The organism is Actinomycetospora corticicola (assembly GCF_013409505.1).
In the GTDB taxonomy this organism is placed as follows: domain Bacteria; phylum Actinomycetota; class Actinomycetes; order Mycobacteriales; family Pseudonocardiaceae; genus Actinomycetospora; species Actinomycetospora corticicola.
The window spans coordinates 6,148,268-6,166,488 of the sequence record NZ_JACCBN010000001.1; the positions used below are offsets into that span (position 1 = coordinate 6,148,268).

The following is an 18,221-nucleotide window of genomic DNA, read 5'->3' on the forward strand; positions in this document are numbered from 1 at the left end:
CCTCACCGCACGGTGTGGCCGTCGCCCTCCGGCCGGGTCCGTCCGGTCCGGGCGAGCATCTCCAGCAGGGGCACGGCCACCCGCCGGGTCGTGCCCAGCGCCTGGCGCGCCGCCGACACGGTGAACGGCTGCTCCAGCGTCGCGAGTACCTCGACCGCGCGGTCGGGGGCGTCCGGACGCAGGTAGATCCCGTCGGCGACGCGCACCAGCTCGCCCGCCTTCACCACCGCGCCCAGCTGCCGGGCGCCGAGGCCGAGCTCGCCGAGCCGGTGGGCCTCGGGGGCGAGGAACGGGGCGTCGGCGAGGTCCGCGAGCACCGCCGACACGGCCTCACGCACCGCCGTGGGCAGCCCGCCGTCGCCGGGACGCAGGATGCGGCCGCCCTCCTCGACGAGGCCCGGGCACCGTGCGAGCACCAGCGCGACCAGCCGCGGGTCGGGCAGCTCCAGCCCGCGCTGCGCCGCCTTCGTCGACAGCCCGGGCTCGAGCGGGTCGGCCGCGGCGTGGGCGGACACGAGCTCGACGAGCGTCGTCGCCAGCGCGGCGAGGTGGTCGGGGTCGATGTACCACCCGGCGGTGGAGGGCGTTCCCGACGGCGGGTCGGCGAGGCCGAGGCCCGCGAGGTCGGCGGCGCGGAGCACCCGTCGTCGGGAGAGCTCGACCGCGGTGTCGGGGGTCCCGTCGCTCGTCGCGAGCTCGCCGGCGCGTGCCCGGGCCGCACCGCGACGCCGGAGCTCCGGGGGGCGCACGTCGAGCACGGTCAGGCCGCCGAGCACGGCGTGGGCGCCCGGATCGCGCAGCAGGGCGCGGTCGCCGGGGCGCAGGGGGAGCGGCTCGCGCAGCGTCAGCCGCACGGTGCGGGAGCCCTCCGCGGCGTCGGGCGCGTCGTCGCGGGACAGCGGCCGCACCCGCGCGGCCACCGCGGCCGACCCGACGTGGACCATCACCTGCGCGGGGAGCTTCCCGACCCCGTCGGTGCCGCGCGGCGGGTGCACCCGGACGTCGATCACCCCGGCGGCGAGCCAGCGCGCCGGCGTGAGCAGCGCGTCGCCCCGGGAGACCTCCTCGAGCGGCACCCCGCGCAGGTTGACGGCCACGCGGGCCAGCGCCGACGCCGACTCCACGGGTGCGCCCAGCGACTGCAGGCCGCGTACCGACACCGCCCGGCCGCCCAGTTCCAGCTCGTCGCCGACGGCGATCCGGCCCGCCCCGAGCGTCCCGGTCACCACCGTCCCCGCGCCGCGGATGGTGAAGGCACGGTCCACCCAGAGCCGCACGTCGGCGTCCGGGTCGGGATCGGGCAGCCGTGCCGCGAGGGCGGACAGCTCGGCCCGCAGGTCGTCGAGGCCGGCGCCGGTCGTCCCGGACACGCACACCGCGGGCAGCCGTCCGAGGGACGACTCCGCGAGGTGCTCGAGCGCCTCGTCCCGCGCGAGCTCGGGCTCCATGAGGTCCGAGCGTGTCACCACGAGCACCCCGTCGTGCACGCCGAGCGCGTGCAGCGCGTCGAGGTGCTCCCCGGACTGCGGCATCCACCCGGCGTCCGCGGCGACGACGAACATCGTCGCGGGCACCGGCCCGACCCCGGCCAGCATCTGCGTCACGAACCGCTCGTGGCCCGGGACGTCGACGAACGCGATCGTGTGCCCGTCGACCGTGGTCCAGCCGAAGCCCAGGTCGATCGTCATCCCGCGGCGCCGTTCCTCGGCCCACCGGTCGGGTTCCATCCCGGTCAGCGCGCGGATCAGCGTCGACTTGCCGTGGTCCACGTGCCCGGCGGTCGCCAGCACCTTCACGACGTCGAGCCCTCGTGGCAGGGAAGCGTCGTCGCTGTCGTCGGGTGAGAGGAACGACGCTCTCCTGCCACGGCGAGGACCGCCGCGACCAGGCGCGCGTCGTCCTCGGCGGGTACCGCGCGCAGGTCGAGCAGGCACCGGCCCTGCTCCACCCGCCCGACGACGGGGTCGTCCCCGGCCCGCAGCGCCTCCGCGTAGTCCGCCGGGAGGGCCACCGCGGCGCTGGGGAGGTCCACCCCCGGCGCCCCGCCGCCGCCGACCTGCGCGGCGCAGTCGACGGCCTCCCCGCCCACGGCCGCGGCCACCGCGGCGGCCCGGTCGCGGAGCACGGCCACGTCCGCCTCGAGCATCGCCCGCACCGGCGGCACCGGCCCGCGCAGGGTCGCCTCGAGGGCGGCGAGCGTCAGCTTGTCCACCCGCAGGGCGCGGGCGAGCGGGTGCCGGCGGAGCCGGTGGACGAGGGCGGCGTCGCCGAGGAGCAGCCCCGCCTGCGGGCCCCCGAGCAGCTTGTCCCCGCTCGCCGTCACCAGCGGGACGCCGGCGCGCAGCTCGGTCGCGGCGTCCGGCTCGTGCGGCAGGAGCGGGTGCGGCGCGAGGAGACCCGACCCGATGTCGGCCACCACGGGCACGCCCAGCCCGGTCAGCTCCCCGGCCGGCACGCTCGACGTGAAGCCCTGCACCACGAAGTTCGACGGGTGCACCTTGAGGATCATCCCGGTGTCCGGGCCGACCGCCGCCGCGTAGTCGTCGACCCGCACGCGGTTCGTGGTGCCGACCTCCCGCAGCCGTGCCCCCGTCGACTCCAGCAGCTCCGGGAGCCGGAACCCGTCGCCGATCTCGACCATCTCGCCCCGCGCGATGACGATCTCCCGCCCGGCCGCCAACGCCGTGGCCGCCAGGATCAGCGCCGCCGCGCCGTTGTTCGTCACGTGCACGCCGCCCGCGTCGGGCACGGCGTCGGCCAGCGCCGCCATGGCGCCGGCGCCCCGCCTGCCGCGCCCGCCGGTGGCGAGGTCCAGCTCGACGTCCGTGGTGCCCGCCGCCGTGACCAGCGCGTCCCGCGCGGCGCCCGACAGGGGCGCCCGCCCGAGGTTGGTGTGCAGCACGACGCCGGTCGCGTTCAGCACCGGACGCAGGCTCGCCGCACTGCGGGGGAGCGCTGCGACCACCGCGTCGACCACGTCGTCCGGGCCGATCTCCCCGGCCCGCGCCCGCTGCTGCGCCCCGAGCACGACGTCCTTCACCCGCGCCCTCCCGACGACGGCGACGGCGGCCGCCACCCGCGGCTCGGCGAGGACGGCGTCGGTGCGCGGGATGCGCCGCCGGGGATCAGGGGTCACGCCGTCCAGGATCCACCCACCGCCACGACCACCGAGCACACCACCCCGATCAGCACCGTCCCCACCGTCACCGTGGCCAGCACCCGCACCGGGAACACCCGCCGCACCATGAGCAGCGACGGCAGGCTGACCGCCGGCAGGGTGATGAGGAGCGCGGCCGCGATCACGGGTGACACCCCCGCAGCCAGGAGCGCGGCCACCGCGGCGATCTCCGCGCCCGTCGGGATCGGCAGGAGCGTCCCGGCCACCGCGAGCAGCACGACGATCGCCACCACCACGGCCCCGTGCATGCCGGCGAGCCCCGCCCCGAGCGGGAACAGCACCCCGCGCAGCGCGCCGAGCGCCACCACCAGCACCAGGTACTCCGGCAGCAGGCGCAGCGACAGCCCGCCCAGCGCGGCGAGGAACCGGACCGGCAGCGGACGCCCGTCGTCGAGGGAGTCCGTGGCGACCGCGAGCCCGGTCGGGTCGGGGGCGTCGCCCGCCCGCCGGGCGGCGAGGGCCCCCACCCCGACGACGCCGATCCCGGCGGCCAGCCGCAGCAGCGTCCACTGCCACGGCAGTACGAACGCGCAGAACACGAGGACGACGGGGTTGAGGGCGGGGCTCGCCAACCAGAACGCGAGGGCGGCCCGCACGTCGGCCGCACGCTGCCGCAGCCCGACCGCCACCGGCGCCGAGCAGCAGCTGCACATCATCCCCGGCACCGCGAGGGCACTCCCGACGACGGCGCCGCGCCGCCCGACCGTCCGGGCCGTCCAGTCCGCCGGCAGCACCGTCCGGATCGCCGCGGCGAGCAGGAGCCCGGTGACGAGCGCCGGCCAGATCGCGAGGAAGTACGGGCCCGCGAACTCCAGGCCCGCCCGCAACGACACCCCGGACGCGGGCAGGATCGAGTTCCCGAGCGACCCGGAGCCCGCCACCGACGGGACCTTCACCCAGTACGGCTGCCACTTCGCCCAGATCAGCAGCACGACCGCGAGCAGCACCACGCCGGTGACCGGGATCCAGGTGCGGCGGGGAGCCGTCGTCGTGGTGGTCACGACGGCCGAGTCTGCGCGCCCCGCGTGTCGGGCGCACGTCGGCCCGGTGTCCTCCCCGGAACGCACGAACGGGCCGCTCGCCACGATCTCCCGTGACGATCGGCCCGTTCGATTCCCCTGGAGTCAGTTCCCCGCGGCGGGGACGTAGTGCCGGTCGGGCGGGGTGGTGCCGGCCTGCACGGCCTCTTCCCGACGACGGATGCGCTCGCGCTGCGGCACGACGATGTGCGCCGGGTCGTTGGCCGAGGCGATCCCGGCGTCGAACACGCCGAAGCGGGTGAGCGCCGACCCGGCCATCAGGGCGAGCCCGGACAGCGCAGCGGCCCACCGCTTGCGCCGCCCCACGACGGCCCCGGCGGCGCCGACCACGAGGCACGCCTTCGACGCCGTCATCAGCGTCTTCGCGCGGCCCTTGTCGTAGACGTCGGCGAGCATCCCGAGGTCCCGCGTCATCTTCTCCTCGGTGACGAGCTCCACCACGGCGCCCGCGATCGCGAGGCGCTGGGCGGGCTCGTTGTCCTCGACCCGCGAGAACACCAGGCCGAAGCCACCGCCGGCGGCCGCGGCACTGCCCGCGAACAGCACCGGCAGGTGGCGGTGCGCCTCGTGCCAGGTGGGGACGGCGGTGTTCGAGATCAGTACCGCCGTGTAGGTGGCCAGCGCCGGTCCGACGACGGCCGCCCCGACCCCGGCCGCGTCGCCGGCGACCTGCAGGGTCTTCGCGCCCCGCCGTCCGCGGAGGTACGGGGCGAGCGCCTCGGCGCCCGCCGCCGCCGTCGCGAACGCGGCGAAGGGGGAGAGGATCCAGGAGCCGACCGACAGCGGCGAGGTCGGCTTGAACACCCGCAGCATGTGCAGGAAGCGCGACGGCCGGTGCAGGTCGTGGATGAGGAAGACGGTGCCGCCCATGGCGCCGCCGACGGCCGCGTACCGCCCCGCCCGCCGCAGCGACGGCCGGCCCGTGGGGCCCGCCATCGCCGCGAGCACCGCCGACGAGCCCGCGAGCCCGCCGAGGAACAGGTACAGCGGGACGTCCGGGTTCTTCCACACCGGCGCCTTGATGATCGGGCGCCCGTAGTAGCTGCGGAACTCGGCCTCCGGCACCTGCAGCTGCTCGCCCTTGCGGCCGCCGCGGGGACTGTCGCGTCGCGGCTTCACCGCGTCGTGGTCGATCCGGGCCCGCTCCGGCATCCCCGTGGGGTTCAGATCCTCGGTCATGGTCGAGCTCCGCTCCGCTGCGTCTCCGAAGTCACCGCCGGCCGCCCTTCCAGAACGCGGCCAGGGCCGCCGCCCCGAGGCCGACCGCGGTCAGCGCCGCGTTCCGCCACATCTCGGGCAGGTCGCGGGTGGTGACGATCGGGTCCGGCGGCAGCCCGTAGACCTCGGGCTCGTCGAGCAGCAGGAAGAAGGCCCCGTCGCCGCCGACGCCGTCGTTCTCGTCGCGACCGTAGAGCCGGGCCTCGTTCACCCCGCGGCCGTGCAGCTCGGCGAGTCGGGCGTCCGCGGCGGCCTGCAGCTCGTCGAGGTCGCCGAACTGGATCGACTGCGTCGGGCACGCCTTGGCGCACGCCGGCTCCAGTCCGCTCCCGAGCCGGTCGTAGCAGAGCGTGCACTTGTGGGCGCCGCCGTCGGAACCGCGGACGTCGATGACGCCGTAGGGGCACGACGGGACGCAGTACCCGCAGCCGTTGCAGATGTCGTCCTGCACCACCACGGTGCCGAACTCGGTGCGGAACAGTGCCCCGGTGGGGCAGTTGTCCAGGCAGCCCGCGTGGGTGCAGTGCTTGCAGACGTCGGAGGCCATGAGCCACCGGACGTCGCGCTCGTCGTCGGGGGTCTGCTGGCCGTGCGCCCCGGCGTCGGGGAGCAGGGTCAGCAGGTCGACGGTGCCCGTCCCGGTGCCACCCGGGCCGGGCGGCGCGGTCGCCGCGTCCCGGGGTGCCTTCGGCAGCGCGCCGCCGCCCAGGGCCGGCAGCCCGCTCGGGATGTGTCCCGTCGTGGGCTCCGCCGGGACGGCGCCGCCGTGGGCGGTGGTCGCGGACCCGTGCGGGCGGACGTCCTCGATGAACGCCACGTGGCGCCACGTGGAGGCCCCCAGGTCACCGGTGTTGTCGTACGACATCCCGGTGAGGCGGTACAGGTCCGACGCGTCGGTCCCGTCGTCGGGGACGAGGTTCCACTCCTTGCACGCCACCTCGCAGGCCTTGCAGCCGATGCAGACCGAGGTGTCGGTGAAGAACCCGACCCGCTTGGGGTGCGAGGGGTCGAACCCGGCGTCCGCGGCCGGGTCGGGCAGCTCGCCGTACAGCGAGTTGGCCGTCCCGGAGAACGCGTCGAAGACGTTGGTCATGAGGTCGAGCTCCGCTCCGCTGCGTCTCCCATGGTCACTCGATCCCTCCCGGCTCGACGCCCGCACGGCGGCGGTAGTCGGCGACGTACTCGAGGAGCTCGGGGCCGCGTGGTCGACGTCCGGGCTGGATGTCGCAGGTCGCGACCTTGGACTCCTGGATGTGGACGTTCGGGTCCATCACGACCCCCAGCAGGTCGTTCGCCGGGTCGCCGGTCGAGATTCCGTTCGAGCCCCAGTGGTAGGGAAGCCCGATCTGGTGCACCTGACGGTCCCCGATCCGCAGCGGTTTCATGCGCTCGGTCACCATCACCCGCGCCTCGATCGCCGTCCGCGCCGAGACCAGGGTCGCCCACCCCATGTGCTCGAGGCCCCGCTCGGCGGCCAGCGCCGGGGAGATCTCGCAGAAGAACTCCGGCTGGAGCTCCGAGAGGTAGGGCAGCGTGCGGCTCATGCCGCCCGCGGTGTGGTGCTCGGTCAGGCGGTAGGTGATGAAGACGTAGGGGAAGACCTCGCTCTGCGACGGGTTGATCCGGTTCCACGCCCGGTCGATCCGTTCGAGCGCCGGGTTGTCCTGCTGGTCGTGCAGCAGGTTGGCGACCGGTGACTCGACGGGCTCGTAGTGCGTCGGCATCGGCCCGTCCGCCATGCCCGCCGGCGCGTAGAGCCAGGCCTTGCCGTCGGCCTGCATGATGAAGGCGTCGGTGCCCGACAGGGCGTCCTGACGGGTCGCCCCCTCCTCCGGCTTGAACGACGGCGGCTTGGTGGCCTCGAAGTCCGGGACGTCGTGCCCGGTCCAGCGCTGGGACTCCTCGTCCCACCACACGTAGGCCTTGCGCTCGCTCCACGGCCGTCCCTCGGGGTCGGCCGAGGCGCGGTTGTAGAGCGTGCGGCGGTTCGCGGGCCAGGCCCAGCCCCACTCGGCGGCGACCCAGTCCTGCTCCGAGCCGGGCTTGCGCCGGTCGGCCTGGTTGACGCCGTCGGCGTAGACGCCGGTGTAGATCCAGCAGCCCGCCGTCGTCGAGCCGTCCGCCTTGAGCTCGGTGTAGCTCGACAGCGGCTTCCCGTCGGCGTCGGCGCCGTTGATCTCGGCCAGCACCGACTCGGGGTCCGGCTCGCTGTGGATGCCGAACGTCGGGTAGTCCCACGTCAGGTCGAGCAGCGGGCGGTCGCGCTCGTCGGTCGAGCCGGCGAGCTTCTCCCGGATCCGCTTCCCGAGGTGGAAGTAGAAGTGCAGCTCGGAGCGCGCGTCGGCCGGCGGGTGCACCGCCTCGCGGCGCCACTGCAGCAGCCGCTGGGTGTTGGTGAACGTGCCGGACTTCTCGGTGTGGTTCGCGCAGGGCAGGAAGAAGACCTCGGTCCCGATCTCCTCGGTGCGCAGCTCACCGGTCTCGATCTCCGGCCCGTCCTTCCAGAACGTGGCCGACTCGATCATCTGCATGTCCCGGACGACCAGCCACTCGAGGTTGGCGAGGCCGAGGCGCTGCATCTTGCCGTTCGCGTGCCCGATGGCGGGGTTCTCGCCGACGAGGAAGTAGCCGAACGTCTTCCGGTCGATCTGGTCCCGGACGATCCCGTAGGTGCCGTGGTCGCCGGTCAGCTTCGGCAGGTAGTCGAACGCGAAGTCGTTCTCCGCGGTCGCCGCGTCGCCCCACCAGGCCTTGAGCAGGGACACCAGGTAGGTGTCCATGTTGCCCCAGAACCCGGTCTTCGCCGCGTCGGCGTCGAGGAAGCTCTGCAGATCCTCGTGCAGGTGCGCGTTGGGCATCGGGATGTAGCCCGGCAGCAGGTCGTAGAGCGTCGGGATGTCGGTCGACCCCTGGATGGAGGCGTGCCCGCGCAGCGCGAGGATGCCGCCGCCGGGCCGCCCCATGTTGCCCAGCAGTGTCTGCAGGATCGCCGCGCCGCGGATGTACTGCGCGCCGACGCTGTGGTGCGTCCAGCCCACCGAGTACACCCAGGCCGTCGTCCGCTCGCGCCCCGAGTTCGCTGTGATCGCCCTCGCGACGGCGAGGAACTGGTCGACGCTCATGCCGCAGACCCGCGAGACCGCCTCCGGGGTGTAGCGGGCGTAGTGCCGGCGCATGACCTGGTAGACGCACCGCGGGTGCTGGAGGCTCTCGTCGCGTTCCGGCGTCCCGGTCGCGTGGGCCGCGTCGCCCGCCCCGCCCGCGGTGTCCGAGGACATCGCGGCGTGGTGCTCGCGGAGCTGGGACTCCCAGTGGTCGCGCTGACCGGCGGCCGGCGCGCTGTAGCCCTCGCCCTCGAGCGACCAGCTCACCGGGTCGTAACGCCCGGTCTCCGGGTTGTAGCCGGAGAAGACGCCGGCCATGTCCTCGGTGTCGGCGAACTCCTCACCGACCAGGTCGGCGGCGTTCGTGTACGCGGACACGTACTCCCGGAAGTCGAGCCCGTTCTCCAGCACGTAGCTGATGAGCCCGCCCAGGAACGCGATGTCGGCGCCCGCGCGGAACGGCACGTGCAGGTCGGCGACCGCCGACGTGCGGGTGAACCGCGGGTCGACGTGGATGATCGTGGCGCCGCGGCGCTTCGCCTCCATCACCCACTGGAAGCCCACGGGGTGGGCCTCCGCCATGTTCGATCCCTCGATGACGATGCAGTCCGAGTGGATTAGGTCCTGCTGGAAGTTCGAGGCCCCTCCGCGGCCGAAGCTGGTCCCCAGACCGGGGACGGTGGCGCTGTGTCAAATGCGCGCCTGGTTCTCCACCTGGATCGCGCCGAGCGCCATGAACAGCTTCTTGATGAGGTAGTTCTCCTCGTTGTCCAGCGTCGCGCCGCCCAGGCTCGAGAAGCCCAGCGTGCGCCGCAGGACGCGGCCCTCGTCGTCGGTGTCCTGCCACCCGCGACGTCGGGCGTCGATCACCCGGTCGGCGATCATGTCGACCGCGGTGTCGAGGTCGAGGTCCTCCCACTCGGTGCCGTACGGCCGCCGGTAGCGGACCGTCGTCACCCGCGACGGGCTGGTGACCAGCGAGGTCGACGCGGAGCCCTTGGGGCACAGCCGACCGCGGGACACCGGCGAGTCCGGGTCTCCCTCGATCTGCGTGACCCGACCGTCGCGCACGTAGACGTTCTGCCCGCACCCCACGGCGCAGTACGGGCAGACCGACTTCACCACCTCGTCGGCGGTGTCGGTCCGCGGCTCGAGGACCTTCGTGCGCGGACTCTGCACGGCGGCGCCGCGGGCCAGCGGGTCAGGACCGGTCGCCTGGCGGAACATCGGCCATTCGCCGAGCCAGGTACGGACGCCCATGAGGTGGACCTCCCGTGCTGTGGTGGACCCGGGCTCCGACGCTGGGACCTGGGGGAACGTGTGGCGGAGGCGGACGGGAATCGAACCCGCCTGGCCGAGATACCCGGCCACGTCGGTGTTGAAGACCGCGGGGCCCACCAGGAACCCTGACGCCTCCGCGGGCGAGCCTATGGTCCGTCCCACCACTCCGCAGGGCCGGGCCGCCCCCCCGTGGCAGCGGAGCGTCGTTGCTGGCGTCCCGTGACAGGAAAGCCGCTCCGTCGGGTTCACGGGCGTCCCACATCGGGAAGGTCCGCGCCCGTGTGGACCGCTACCGACACGCGCCTGGTGATCACCGCGGCGACCGCCGTCGCGCTCGTGATCGTGCTGATCACCTCCCGGCTGCGACTGCACGCCTTCCCCGCCCTCATGGTCGGCTCGCTCGTGCTCGGGCTGGTCGCCGGACTGGGGCCGTCGAAGACGGTCGACGGGTTCACCGACGGCGTCGGCGGCACGCTCGGGGACGTCGGCGTGGTGCTCGGCCTCGGCACGATGCTCGGCAAGCTGCTCGCCGACTCCGGCGGTGCGGACCTGCTCGCCGACGCCCTGCTGCGCCGGTCGGGGCACCGGATGCTGCCGTGGGCGGTCGCGCTGCTCGCGATGGTGCTCGGGATCCCGCTCTTCTTCGAGATCGGCGTGGTGCTCGTGCTGCCGATCGTCTTCACCGTCGCGATGCGTCTCGACCGGGAGCGCGGGCACGAGGGCGGCCGGGACGAGCAGGGCCGCTCGACGATCCTGCGCGTCGGCATCCCTGCCCTCGCCGGGCTGTCCGCCCTGCACGCCTTCATCCCGCCGCACCCGGGCCCGCTCGTCGCGATCGACGCGCTGGGCGCCGACCTGGGGCAGACCCTGCTGATCGGCATCGTCGTCGCGATCCCGACGGTGGCCGTGGCCGGTCCGCTCTTCGCCCACTACGCCGCGCGCTGGGCGCACGCCGAGCCGCCGGCGTCGCTGGTGCGCACCGCCGCCTCCCCGGAGCGTCAGCAGAGTGCCACCGCTGACGCCGGGCGCCAGCAGAGTGCCACCGCTGACGCCGGGCGCCAGCAGAGTGCCACCGCTGACGCCGGGTCCGAGCCGGGCGCCGACCCCGCCGATCGGCACCCGCCGCCCGGCCTCACCGCCACCCTCGTGACGATCCTGCTGCCCGTCGTCCTCATGCTCGTGCGGACCGTCGCCGACGTCGCCACCCCCGACGGGTCCCCGGTGCGCTCGGTCGCGGAGTTCGTCGGCGAGCCGATCGTCGCGCTGCTGCTCGCCCTGCTCCTCGCCACGTGGACCTTCGGCCTCCGCCGCGGCCTGTCCGGCTCCGAGGTGAGTTCGCTCGCCGCCGCCGGTCTCGTGCCCGCCGCGTCGATCCTCGTCATCATCGGCGCCGGCGGGGGCTTCAAGCAGGTCCTCGTCGACTCCGGCGTCGGCGACTCGCTCGCGAAGGCGGCCACGGGCGTCGGCGTCCCGGTCCTGCTGCTGGCCTGGTTCGTCGCCGTGCTCATCCGGCTCGCCACCGGGTCGGCGACCGTCGCGACGGTCACCGCCGCGGGCATCGTCGCGCCCGTCCTCGCCGCCGAGCCGTCCGCGTCGCCGGTGCTCGTCGCGCTCGCGATCGGGGCCGGCTCGGTGTTCTTCTCGCACGTCAACGACGCGGGCTTCTGGCTCGTCCGCGAGTATTTCGGCATGTCGGTCCGCGACACGTTCCGCACCTGGTCGGTCATGGAGACACTGGTGTCGGTCGTCGGCCTGCTCGCGGTGCTGGCGGCGAGCCTCGTTGTCTGAGGCGGAGACCGTCCTCGCCGTCGACGTCGGCACCACCTCCACCAAGGCGGTCCTCTTCACGACGACGGGGGTGGTGCTGGGGGAGGGCGACCGCGGCTACCCGCTGGGCGAGCCGGAGCCCGGCGCCGCCGTGCAGGACCCGGAGACCATCTGGGAGGCGGTCGGTGACGCGGTGCGCGACGCGGCCGGCGGCACCCGCCCGGCCGTGGTCGCCCTCTCCGCGGCGATGCACGGGCTGCTCGGGGTCGACGACGGCGGGGATCCGGTCGGGCCGCTGCTCACCTGGGCCGACTCCCGGGCCGCCGGGGTGGCCGGCGAGATCCGCCGACGCGGCGACGCGCTCGCCCTGCACCGCCGGACCGGGACCCCCGTCCACTCGATGAGCCCGCTGGTCAAGCTCGCCTGGCTGCGTCGCGAGCGGCCCAGCCTGCACGCCGCGCCCGCACGCTTCGGCGGGGTGAAGGAGTTCGTCGTCGGCCGCGCGACCGGTGAGCGGGCGGCCGACGCGTCCTGCGCCTCCGGCACCGGGCTGATGGACCTGGAGCGGCGGTGCTGGGACGACGAGGCCCTGGACCTCGCGGGGCTCACGCCCGACCGGCTCGACCGGATCGTCGACACGACCGCCGTCGTCGGGAGCCTGACCGCGGCCGCGGCGCGGGAGTGGGACCTGCCGTCGGGAACACCGGTGGTGGCCGGGGCCGGGGACGGACCGCTGGCCAACCTCGGGCTCGGCGCCATCCGCCCCGGCGTGCTGGCCTGCTCGATCGGCACGAGCGGTGCCCTGCGGCTGGCGGTGGACCGTCCCGGGATCGACCCGCGCGGCCGCCTGTTCTGCTACGAGCTCACCCCGCAGCGCTGGACGGTCGGCGGCGCCGTGACCAACGGGGGCGTGGTGCTCGACTGGGCGTCCGAGACGTTCGGCGCGGACCCCGACGAGCTGCTCGACGAGGCCGCCGCCGTCCCGGCCGGCGCCGACGGACTGCTGGCCATCCCGCACCTGCTCGCCGAGCGCGCCCCGCGCTGGGACGGCGGTCTCGGGGGGACGTTCCTCAACCTGCAGCGCTCCCACGGCCGCGGGCACCTGACCCGTGCCCTGCTCGAGGGGGTCTGCCTGCAGCTGCGCCTGGTGCTCGACTCGGTGCGCGACGCGGGGATGGCGGTCGAGGAGGTCCGGGCGACCGGGGGCTTCGCCCGCAGCCCGTTCTGGCGTCAGCTGCTCGCGGACGTGCTCGGGGTGCCGGTCGGGTTCACCGACGGGCACCAGGGCTCCGCGTACGGCGCGGCCCTGCTCGGCCTGCAGGGCGTCGGCCTGCTCGACGACGGGCCGGACGCCCTGGCGGACGTCGCGGACCGCGTCACGATCACCGAGACCCTGGAGCCGGGGCCGTCGGCCGACGCCTACACCCGTCGTCGGGACCTCGTGGAGCAGGTGCACGACCAGCTCGCCGACGTGGTCGGCGAGCTGCGTGCGTCCTCCTAGCCGTCCGCGGCGTCGGCGACGTCCTCGAGCTCGACGAGCGACTCCTCGAGGTAGGTCAACAGCTTCTGCAGGCGCGGGACCGCACGGCGGTCGCCGGTGAGGCCGAACTCCATGTTGTCGGCGTAGGAGAACACCGTCATGTTGAGCGCCTGGCCGTCGAGCGGGATCGACACGGGGTAGAGGCCGGAGAGCTTCGCGCCCACCCAGTACAGCGGGTCCTTCGGGCCGGGCACGTTCGAGATGATCAGGTTGAACCCGGGGTTGATCACCGACGACAGGCCCGGCACGGTCCCGAGGGGGAGCGGCGCGGCCACGGCCAGGGACAGGGCGGCGACGGCCATCGGGTCGCGCTGGTCGAGGTTGCCCTTGGCCGCCTTCGTCGAGGCCTTGATGCGCTCGAGCCGGACGCCGGGGTCGGGCTCGTCGGTCGCGAGGGTCACGAGGATCGCGCCGAGCTGGTTGCCCGAGCCGGTGGTGCCCAGCGACACCGGGAGGGCGGCGACGAGAGAGCGGTCGGGCAGCTCGTCGAGCTCGAGCATGTAGCGGCGCAGCGCGCCGGAGCACATGGCGAGCACGATGTCGTTGACCGTCGACCCGGTCCGCTCGCGCACCCGCTGGATGCGCTTGATCGGCCAGGACTCGGCGGCGAAGCGCCGGGCCCCGGTGATCGGCACGTTGAGCATGCTGTGCGGCGCCTCGAAGGGCAGCGCGGTGTCGCGGTGGGCGAGCCCCTCGTAGAAGGCGTTCGCGAGGACGGGCGCCACGCCGAGGGCGGAGTTCGTGGTGCGGACGGTGTCGGCGACCGCCGAGGCCACCGTCCGCGCGCTCTCGGTGACCGCCGAACCGACGCGCTCGAGGACGCCGGTCTCGCGCGTCGCCACCTCGGTGGACGGCTTCTTCTTCCGCGACCGCGGGTCGACCTGCCAGAACGGCGGCGTGTCGAGGTCCTCGGGGTCGGTGGAGAGCGTCTTCTGCAGGTGCCGCGCGCCCGTGACGCCGTCCATCATCGCGTGGTGGAACTTGAAGTAGGCGGCGAAGCGGTCGCCCTCCACACCCTCGATGAGGTGGAACTCCCACAGCGGCCGGTGCCGGTCGAGCAGGGTCCCGTGCAGGCGCGACACGAGCTCGAGGAGCTCACGGATGCGGCCCGGCCGCGGGAGCGCGGACAGCCGCACGTGGTACTCGAGGTCGAGGTCCTCGTCGGGCTCCCATGCCCACTGGCCGAGGGTGCCGACCGTGCGCACCGCGCGGCGCGCGAACAGGGGCGCCACCGTGCGGTCGGAGACCAGTCGGCGGTGCAGGTCGCTGAGGAAGTCCGGCCCGGCGTCCTCGGGCCGGTCGAACAGCAGCAGGGACCCCACGTGGGTCGGGTGCTCCCGGGACTCGGCCAGCAGGAACATCGAGTCCCGGAACGACATGACACCCATGCGAAACCATCCTCACGCCGCGGCCCCTGTGCAGCGAAGGACGTCCCGCACGCGCCGGGGATGACGTCGACCTCACCGCGATCTTGGTGATGCCCGTCTCAGGTGTCCGTGAAACGGGCCAGGGCCGCATCGAGCTCGTCGAGCGAGCCCACCTCGACCCCGCCGCTGTGCCGCACCACGGCCCCGATCATGAGGTTGTAGCGCAGGCCCTCCTCGCCGCCCTGGCGCAGGTCGTTGCGGTAGGCGATCACCGGCCTGCCGTGCGCCGCGGCCCACGCCACCTCGATCACCGTCCCGTTGTCCGGCGGCTCCTGGTCCAGACAGGCGATCACGAGGTCCGACCGGTCCGCGATCGACGCGAGGTGCACGTCCCCGAGCGCGAGCCAGGGGTCGTCCCCGCTCGGCAGCTCGACGGCCCACGGGTCGATCACGTCGACGTGCCGCGTGATCACGGGCAGCAGCCGCTCGGTGTAGAAGAGCCTCGTGGACTCGGCGAACCCGTAGGGGCTGGCGACGTAGGCGATCACGCCCCCACGCTGGCAGGAAAGCGTCGTTGCTGTCGTCCGGTGGCAGGAAGACCACATCGTCGGAGGAGACCTCGTGCGCGTGGTGATCACCGGGGCCGGTGGGTTCGTCGGCCGTCACGTCGCGCACGCCTTCCGGACGGCGGGTCATGCGGTCTCCGCGCTCACCCGCGCGGCTCTCGACGTGACCGACCCCGTGGCCGTCGGGCGGGCGGTCGCCGGGGCCGACGCCGTCTGCCACCTCGCCGCCCGGGTGCGGGTCCGCGAGTCGCGGGAGGACCCGGCCGGCTACTGGCGGACCAACCTCGACGGGACGCGCGCGGTGCTGGCGGCGTGCCCGGCGACCGCGCGGGTCGTGCTGGCCTCGACGGCCGCGGTGTACGCGACGTCCGACGCGCCCGTCGCCGCGGACGCCCCGCTCGACCCGACCAGCCCCTACGCCGCGAGCAAGCTCGCCGCGGACCTCCTCGCGCGCGACCTCGCCGGGGCGGGAGGACCCGGCGTCGTGAGCCTCCGCGCCTTCAACGTGGCCGGGCCCGGTGACACCGACCCGTCCCGCGTGCTCCCGGCGCTCCTGTCCGGGCGCCCGTTCACGGTGAACGGCGACGGCTCGGCCGTGCGCGACTACCTGCACGTGGCCGACCTGGCCGACGCCTTCGTGGCGGCGGTCGACGCGGCCGAGCCGGGGACGTGGCGCGCGTACCCGGTCGGCTCCGGGCGGGGGACCTCGGTGGCGGAGCTCGTGGACGTGGTCGGGCACGTGACCGGGCGGGTCGTCCCGGTCCGGCACGGGCCCGCCGTCGCCGAGCCGGCCCGGTTGGTCGCCGACCACGCCCGTATCACCGCGGACACGGGGTGGCGGCCGTGGCGCTCCGAGCCGGAGCGGATCGTCACCGACGCGTGGGAGGACCTGCGGCGCCGCGCCGACCCGTCGTCGGGATGACGACCTACGGGGGGCGCGGCCGGAGGTAGCCGGCGCCGGTGCCCCGCACCCGGGCCCCGTCGGCGACGCTGTGGCGGATGCCGTTGTAGACGAGGTCCCAGAGCTCGGGGTTGGCGTGGAGCGCGCCCGTCGGGGCCGTGGTCCGGTGCTCGTCGCGGTCGACGAGCGTGACCCAGTGCTGGCCCTGGCCGACGCCGACGACGATCTCGGTGAGCGTGTAGAGGTCGACGTGGATGCGTCCGTTCTGCAGGTAGTCGGCGCCGGCGGCGAGGTAGGTCCGGCGGATGCCGCGGACACCGAGGACGGCGAGCACCCCGAAGACCGCCCAGAGCCACCAGAAGCCGAGGACCCGGACGTCGACGAGCGCGCCGACGCCGAGCAGCCCGGCCAGCAGGCCGACGAAGACCAGGCTGTCGTAGTCGGTGCCGCGCTGGACCTCGAGGACCGGGCCGTACCCGGGCGGCGGGGGACGGACGCCGTCCGGCGGGGTGTCGTCGACGGCGAGGTGCAGGGTGCCGTGCACGGTCGACGCGGTGATCGTCCAGCGGGGTGCCGCCGGCGGGCGGGGGAGCCCGGTGGCGGGGTCGGGGCGTGCGGGCAGCGGGCCCTCGCCGAGCCCCCAGGCGTCGGCGCGGCTCACGTGACCCGGTCCTCGACGGTGTCCCAGTGGTCGCCGATGGCCCAGGAGACGGCGAAGCCGGCCCCGATCGCGACCAGGGTGGCCGGCCCACCGGCGACGGCGAGCCCGGTGAGGGCCAGGACGCCGGCGGTGGTGGCGATCGAGGCGGCGGTCTGGGTGACGTTCTTGGCGGTCGCGGAGCCCACCGAGCGGCCTGCCGCGACGTCGACGCCGATCCCCAGCGCCGTGGTGCCGAGGCTCAGGTACGGGACGTTGCGCAGGACCGGCGCGGCCCGGCCCAGCAGGCCGGACGCCCCGTCGGGCAGGGGCGCGCTGCGGGCGCCCTCGAGCACCCGCCCGACGACGGGCCGGTCCTGCAGACCGAGCAGGAGGCGGCCGTTCGAGCCGGCCGCGGCGTCGGCCCGGGCGGCGAGGCGGCGGGCTTCCTCGTAGCGCGCGCGGGGATTCACCGAGCTCGCCCCGGGGGCGGCCGGCCCGACGTGGAGCGCCCGCTGCCACTGCCGGGCCTGCTCCTCGTGGTGCGCCCCGACGCGCTTCCAGCCGTCGGCCACGCCGTGCAGGGTGGAGGCCGTGGCGAGTGGCACGAGGGCCCCGCGGTAGGCCCACGTGAACTGCGGGGAGTTCAGCAGGTCCGTCGACGGGGCGAGACCGGCCCGGAGCCGCTCCTGGGCCTCGAGGTAGCGGGCCCGGGCGTCGGTGGCGAGGGTGCCCGCCGCGGCGAAGGCGCGGCGATGCCGGTCCGTGCCGGAGGTGGGCTCACCGATGAGCTCGCCGTCCACCGGGAGACCGGCGTCGGCGGCGATCGCCCGGGCCCGCGCCATGGCGGCCTCGGCGGCGTCGACGTCACCGGCGTACTCGCTCAGCAGACGCGCGGCGTCCCGGGCGTCCCCGGCGACCCGGTCGCCGACGTCGCACAGCCGCCCGGTCCGGTCGCGGAACGCGTCGCCGGCGGCGCCCTCCCACCCGTCGGCGGACCGCCGGCGGGCGGCGTCGACCCCGGCCGCGGTGTCCTCGGCGTTCCGCCCGACGACGTCGAGCCACTGCGCCGTGGCCCGGCAGGACCCGGCGTCGGCGTCGATGGTCGTGTCGATGGGCACGGGTCAGGACCCGGCACCGAACGCGGACCGGGCGTGCGCGTCGCTGCTGCGGTAGGCGCCGGCGGCCGCGCGGGCCGATCCGGCCTCGACCACGGTGCCCTCGAGCAGCTCGGTCACCGACCGCGAGAGCGCGGCGACGAAGGCGACGACGTCACCGGTCACCGCCCCGGCCCGGGGGACGTCGCCGCCGCCCGCCGCCGTGGCGGCCAGGCGGGCGGTCGCGTCGTCGAGGGCGGCCGCGATCCCCTCGAGCTGCGCCACGTCGACGTCGAACCCGGGGGTGCTCACCGGTCGCCACCCCGGTGGCGCAGCTCCGCGGGGAGCTCCAGGCCTTCGACGACACCGTCCGCGCCGGTCGCGGCCAGGAGCGCCGGAAGCCGACCGGTCGGCACCGCCATCCACGGTTGTGCGCCCCCGCACCGGGCCACCAGCTCCTCGACCGAGGCGTACACCGGCAGCGCGAGCCGGTCGTCGACCAGCCGTCGCAGCTCGCACACGGCC

The 18,221-nt window shown here is 75.0% G+C and carries 15 protein-coding genes and 1 tRNA gene; 3 read left to right on the forward strand and 13 right to left on the reverse strand.

The window, feature by feature from the left end; translation table 11 throughout:
* Nucleotides 1-2: 2 nt before the first annotated feature.
* The 7 genes from selB to BJ983_RS30010 form a co-directional block, all read right to left on the reverse strand.
* Complete coding sequence (gene selB, locus BJ983_RS29980; RefSeq protein ID WP_179797161.1) at nucleotides 3-1,796, reverse strand: selenocysteine-specific translation elongation factor; 1,794 nt, start codon at nucleotides 1,794-1,796, stop codon at nucleotides 3-5.
* Nucleotides 1,793-3,136: an L-seryl-tRNA(Sec) selenium transferase gene (gene selA, locus BJ983_RS29985; RefSeq protein WP_179797163.1), complete on the reverse strand. Its 1,344-nt coding sequence runs from the start codon at nucleotides 3,134-3,136 to the stop codon at nucleotides 1,793-1,795. Before selA ends, selB begins: the two co-directional genes overlap by 4 nt.
* Complete coding sequence (locus tag BJ983_RS29990; protein ID WP_179797165.1) at nucleotides 3,133-4,179, reverse strand: permease; 1,047 nt, start codon at nucleotides 4,177-4,179, stop codon at nucleotides 3,133-3,135. The genes selA and BJ983_RS29990 overlap by 4 nt, the downstream gene beginning before the upstream one ends.
* A gap of 123 nt (nucleotides 4,180-4,302) precedes the next feature.
* A complete protein-coding gene (gene nrfD, locus BJ983_RS29995; RefSeq protein ID WP_179797167.1) occupies nucleotides 4,303-5,397 on the reverse strand; it encodes an NrfD/PsrC family molybdoenzyme membrane anchor subunit in 1,095 nt (364 codons plus the stop codon).
* A gap of 31 nt (nucleotides 5,398-5,428) precedes the next feature.
* Nucleotides 5,429-6,529, reverse strand: a complete 1,101-nt coding sequence (locus tag BJ983_RS30000) for a 4Fe-4S dicluster domain-containing protein (protein ID WP_179797169.1) — start codon at nucleotides 6,527-6,529, stop codon at nucleotides 5,429-5,431.
* 34 nt (nucleotides 6,530-6,563) lie between these two features.
* A complete protein-coding gene (gene fdh, locus BJ983_RS30005; protein WP_179797179.1) occupies nucleotides 6,564-9,800 on the reverse strand; it encodes a formate dehydrogenase in 3,237 nt (1,078 codons plus the stop codon).
* Between the two features lie 61 nt (nucleotides 9,801-9,861).
* Nucleotides 9,862-9,957, reverse strand: a tRNA-Sec gene (locus BJ983_RS30010).
* A 143-nt stretch (nucleotides 9,958-10,100) separates the two neighbouring features.
* On the opposite strand from BJ983_RS30010, the gene BJ983_RS30015 reads away from it, so the two are divergent.
* Together BJ983_RS30015 and BJ983_RS30020 are read left to right on the forward strand one after the other, a co-directional pair.
* Nucleotides 10,101-11,609 carry a GntT/GntP/DsdX family permease gene (locus BJ983_RS30015; RefSeq protein WP_343054431.1) on the forward strand — a complete coding sequence of 503 codons (1,509 nt, stop codon included), beginning with the start codon at nucleotides 10,101-10,103 and terminating at the stop codon, nucleotides 11,607-11,609.
* Nucleotides 11,602-13,089 (forward strand): gluconokinase, encoded by a 1,488-nt coding sequence (locus BJ983_RS30020; RefSeq protein ID WP_179797183.1) that lies wholly within the window; start codon nucleotides 11,602-11,604, stop codon nucleotides 13,087-13,089. The genes BJ983_RS30015 and BJ983_RS30020 overlap by 8 nt, the downstream gene beginning before the upstream one ends.
* On the opposite strand, the gene BJ983_RS30025 is transcribed toward BJ983_RS30020, so the two are convergent.
* Both BJ983_RS30025 and BJ983_RS30030 read right to left on the reverse strand, forming a co-directional pair.
* Nucleotides 13,086-14,516, reverse strand: a complete 1,431-nt coding sequence (locus BJ983_RS30025) for a WS/DGAT/MGAT family O-acyltransferase (protein WP_179797185.1) — start codon at nucleotides 14,514-14,516, stop codon at nucleotides 13,086-13,088. The two genes, BJ983_RS30020 and BJ983_RS30025, sit on opposite strands and share 4 nt — an antisense overlap.
* A gap of 98 nt (nucleotides 14,517-14,614) precedes the next feature.
* Entirely contained in the window at nucleotides 14,615-15,043 is a 429-nt protein-coding gene (locus BJ983_RS30030) for a nucleoside 2-deoxyribosyltransferase (RefSeq protein WP_179797187.1), read from the reverse strand.
* A gap of 73 nt (nucleotides 15,044-15,116) precedes the next feature.
* Between BJ983_RS30030 and BJ983_RS30035 the strand changes: the two genes are divergently transcribed.
* Complete coding sequence (locus tag BJ983_RS30035; protein WP_179797189.1) at nucleotides 15,117-15,983, forward strand: NAD-dependent epimerase/dehydratase family protein; 867 nt, start codon at nucleotides 15,117-15,119, stop codon at nucleotides 15,981-15,983.
* Between the two features lie 4 nt (nucleotides 15,984-15,987).
* On the opposite strand, the gene BJ983_RS30040 is transcribed toward BJ983_RS30035, so the two are convergent.
* The 4 genes from BJ983_RS30040 to BJ983_RS30055 all read right to left on the reverse strand — a co-directional run.
* Nucleotides 15,988-16,623, reverse strand: coding sequence for a hypothetical protein (locus BJ983_RS30040; protein WP_179797191.1), 636 nt, complete (start codon nucleotides 16,621-16,623; stop codon nucleotides 15,988-15,990).
* A complete protein-coding gene (locus tag BJ983_RS30045) occupies nucleotides 16,620-17,720 on the reverse strand; it encodes a hypothetical protein (protein ID WP_179797193.1) in 1,101 nt (366 codons plus the stop codon). The genes BJ983_RS30040 and BJ983_RS30045 overlap by 4 nt, the downstream gene beginning before the upstream one ends.
* Nucleotides 17,721-17,723: 3 nt before the next feature.
* Nucleotides 17,724-18,008 carry a hypothetical protein gene (locus BJ983_RS30050; RefSeq protein ID WP_179797195.1) on the reverse strand — a complete coding sequence of 95 codons (285 nt, stop codon included), beginning with the start codon at nucleotides 18,006-18,008 and terminating at the stop codon, nucleotides 17,724-17,726.
* Nucleotides 18,005-18,221 (reverse strand): SAV_915 family protein (locus BJ983_RS30055; protein ID WP_343054432.1); only part of this gene is annotated, 217 nt, incomplete at its 5' end. The genes BJ983_RS30055 and BJ983_RS30050, both read right to left, overlap by 4 nt.

Bases quoted from the DNA above. Each gene is read 5' to 3' on its own strand.
- BJ983_RS30000 (WP_179797169.1), bottom strand. From the start codon at position 6,529: ATGACCAACGTCTTCGACGCGTTCTCCGGGACGGCCAACTCGCTGTAC.
- BJ983_RS30025 (WP_179797185.1), bottom strand. From the start codon at position 14,516: ATGGGTGTCATGTCGTTCCGGGACTCGATGTTCCTGCTGGCCGAGTCC.
- nrfD (WP_179797167.1), bottom strand. From the start codon at position 5,397: ATGACCGAGGATCTGAACCCCACGGGGATGCCGGAGCGGGCCCGGATC.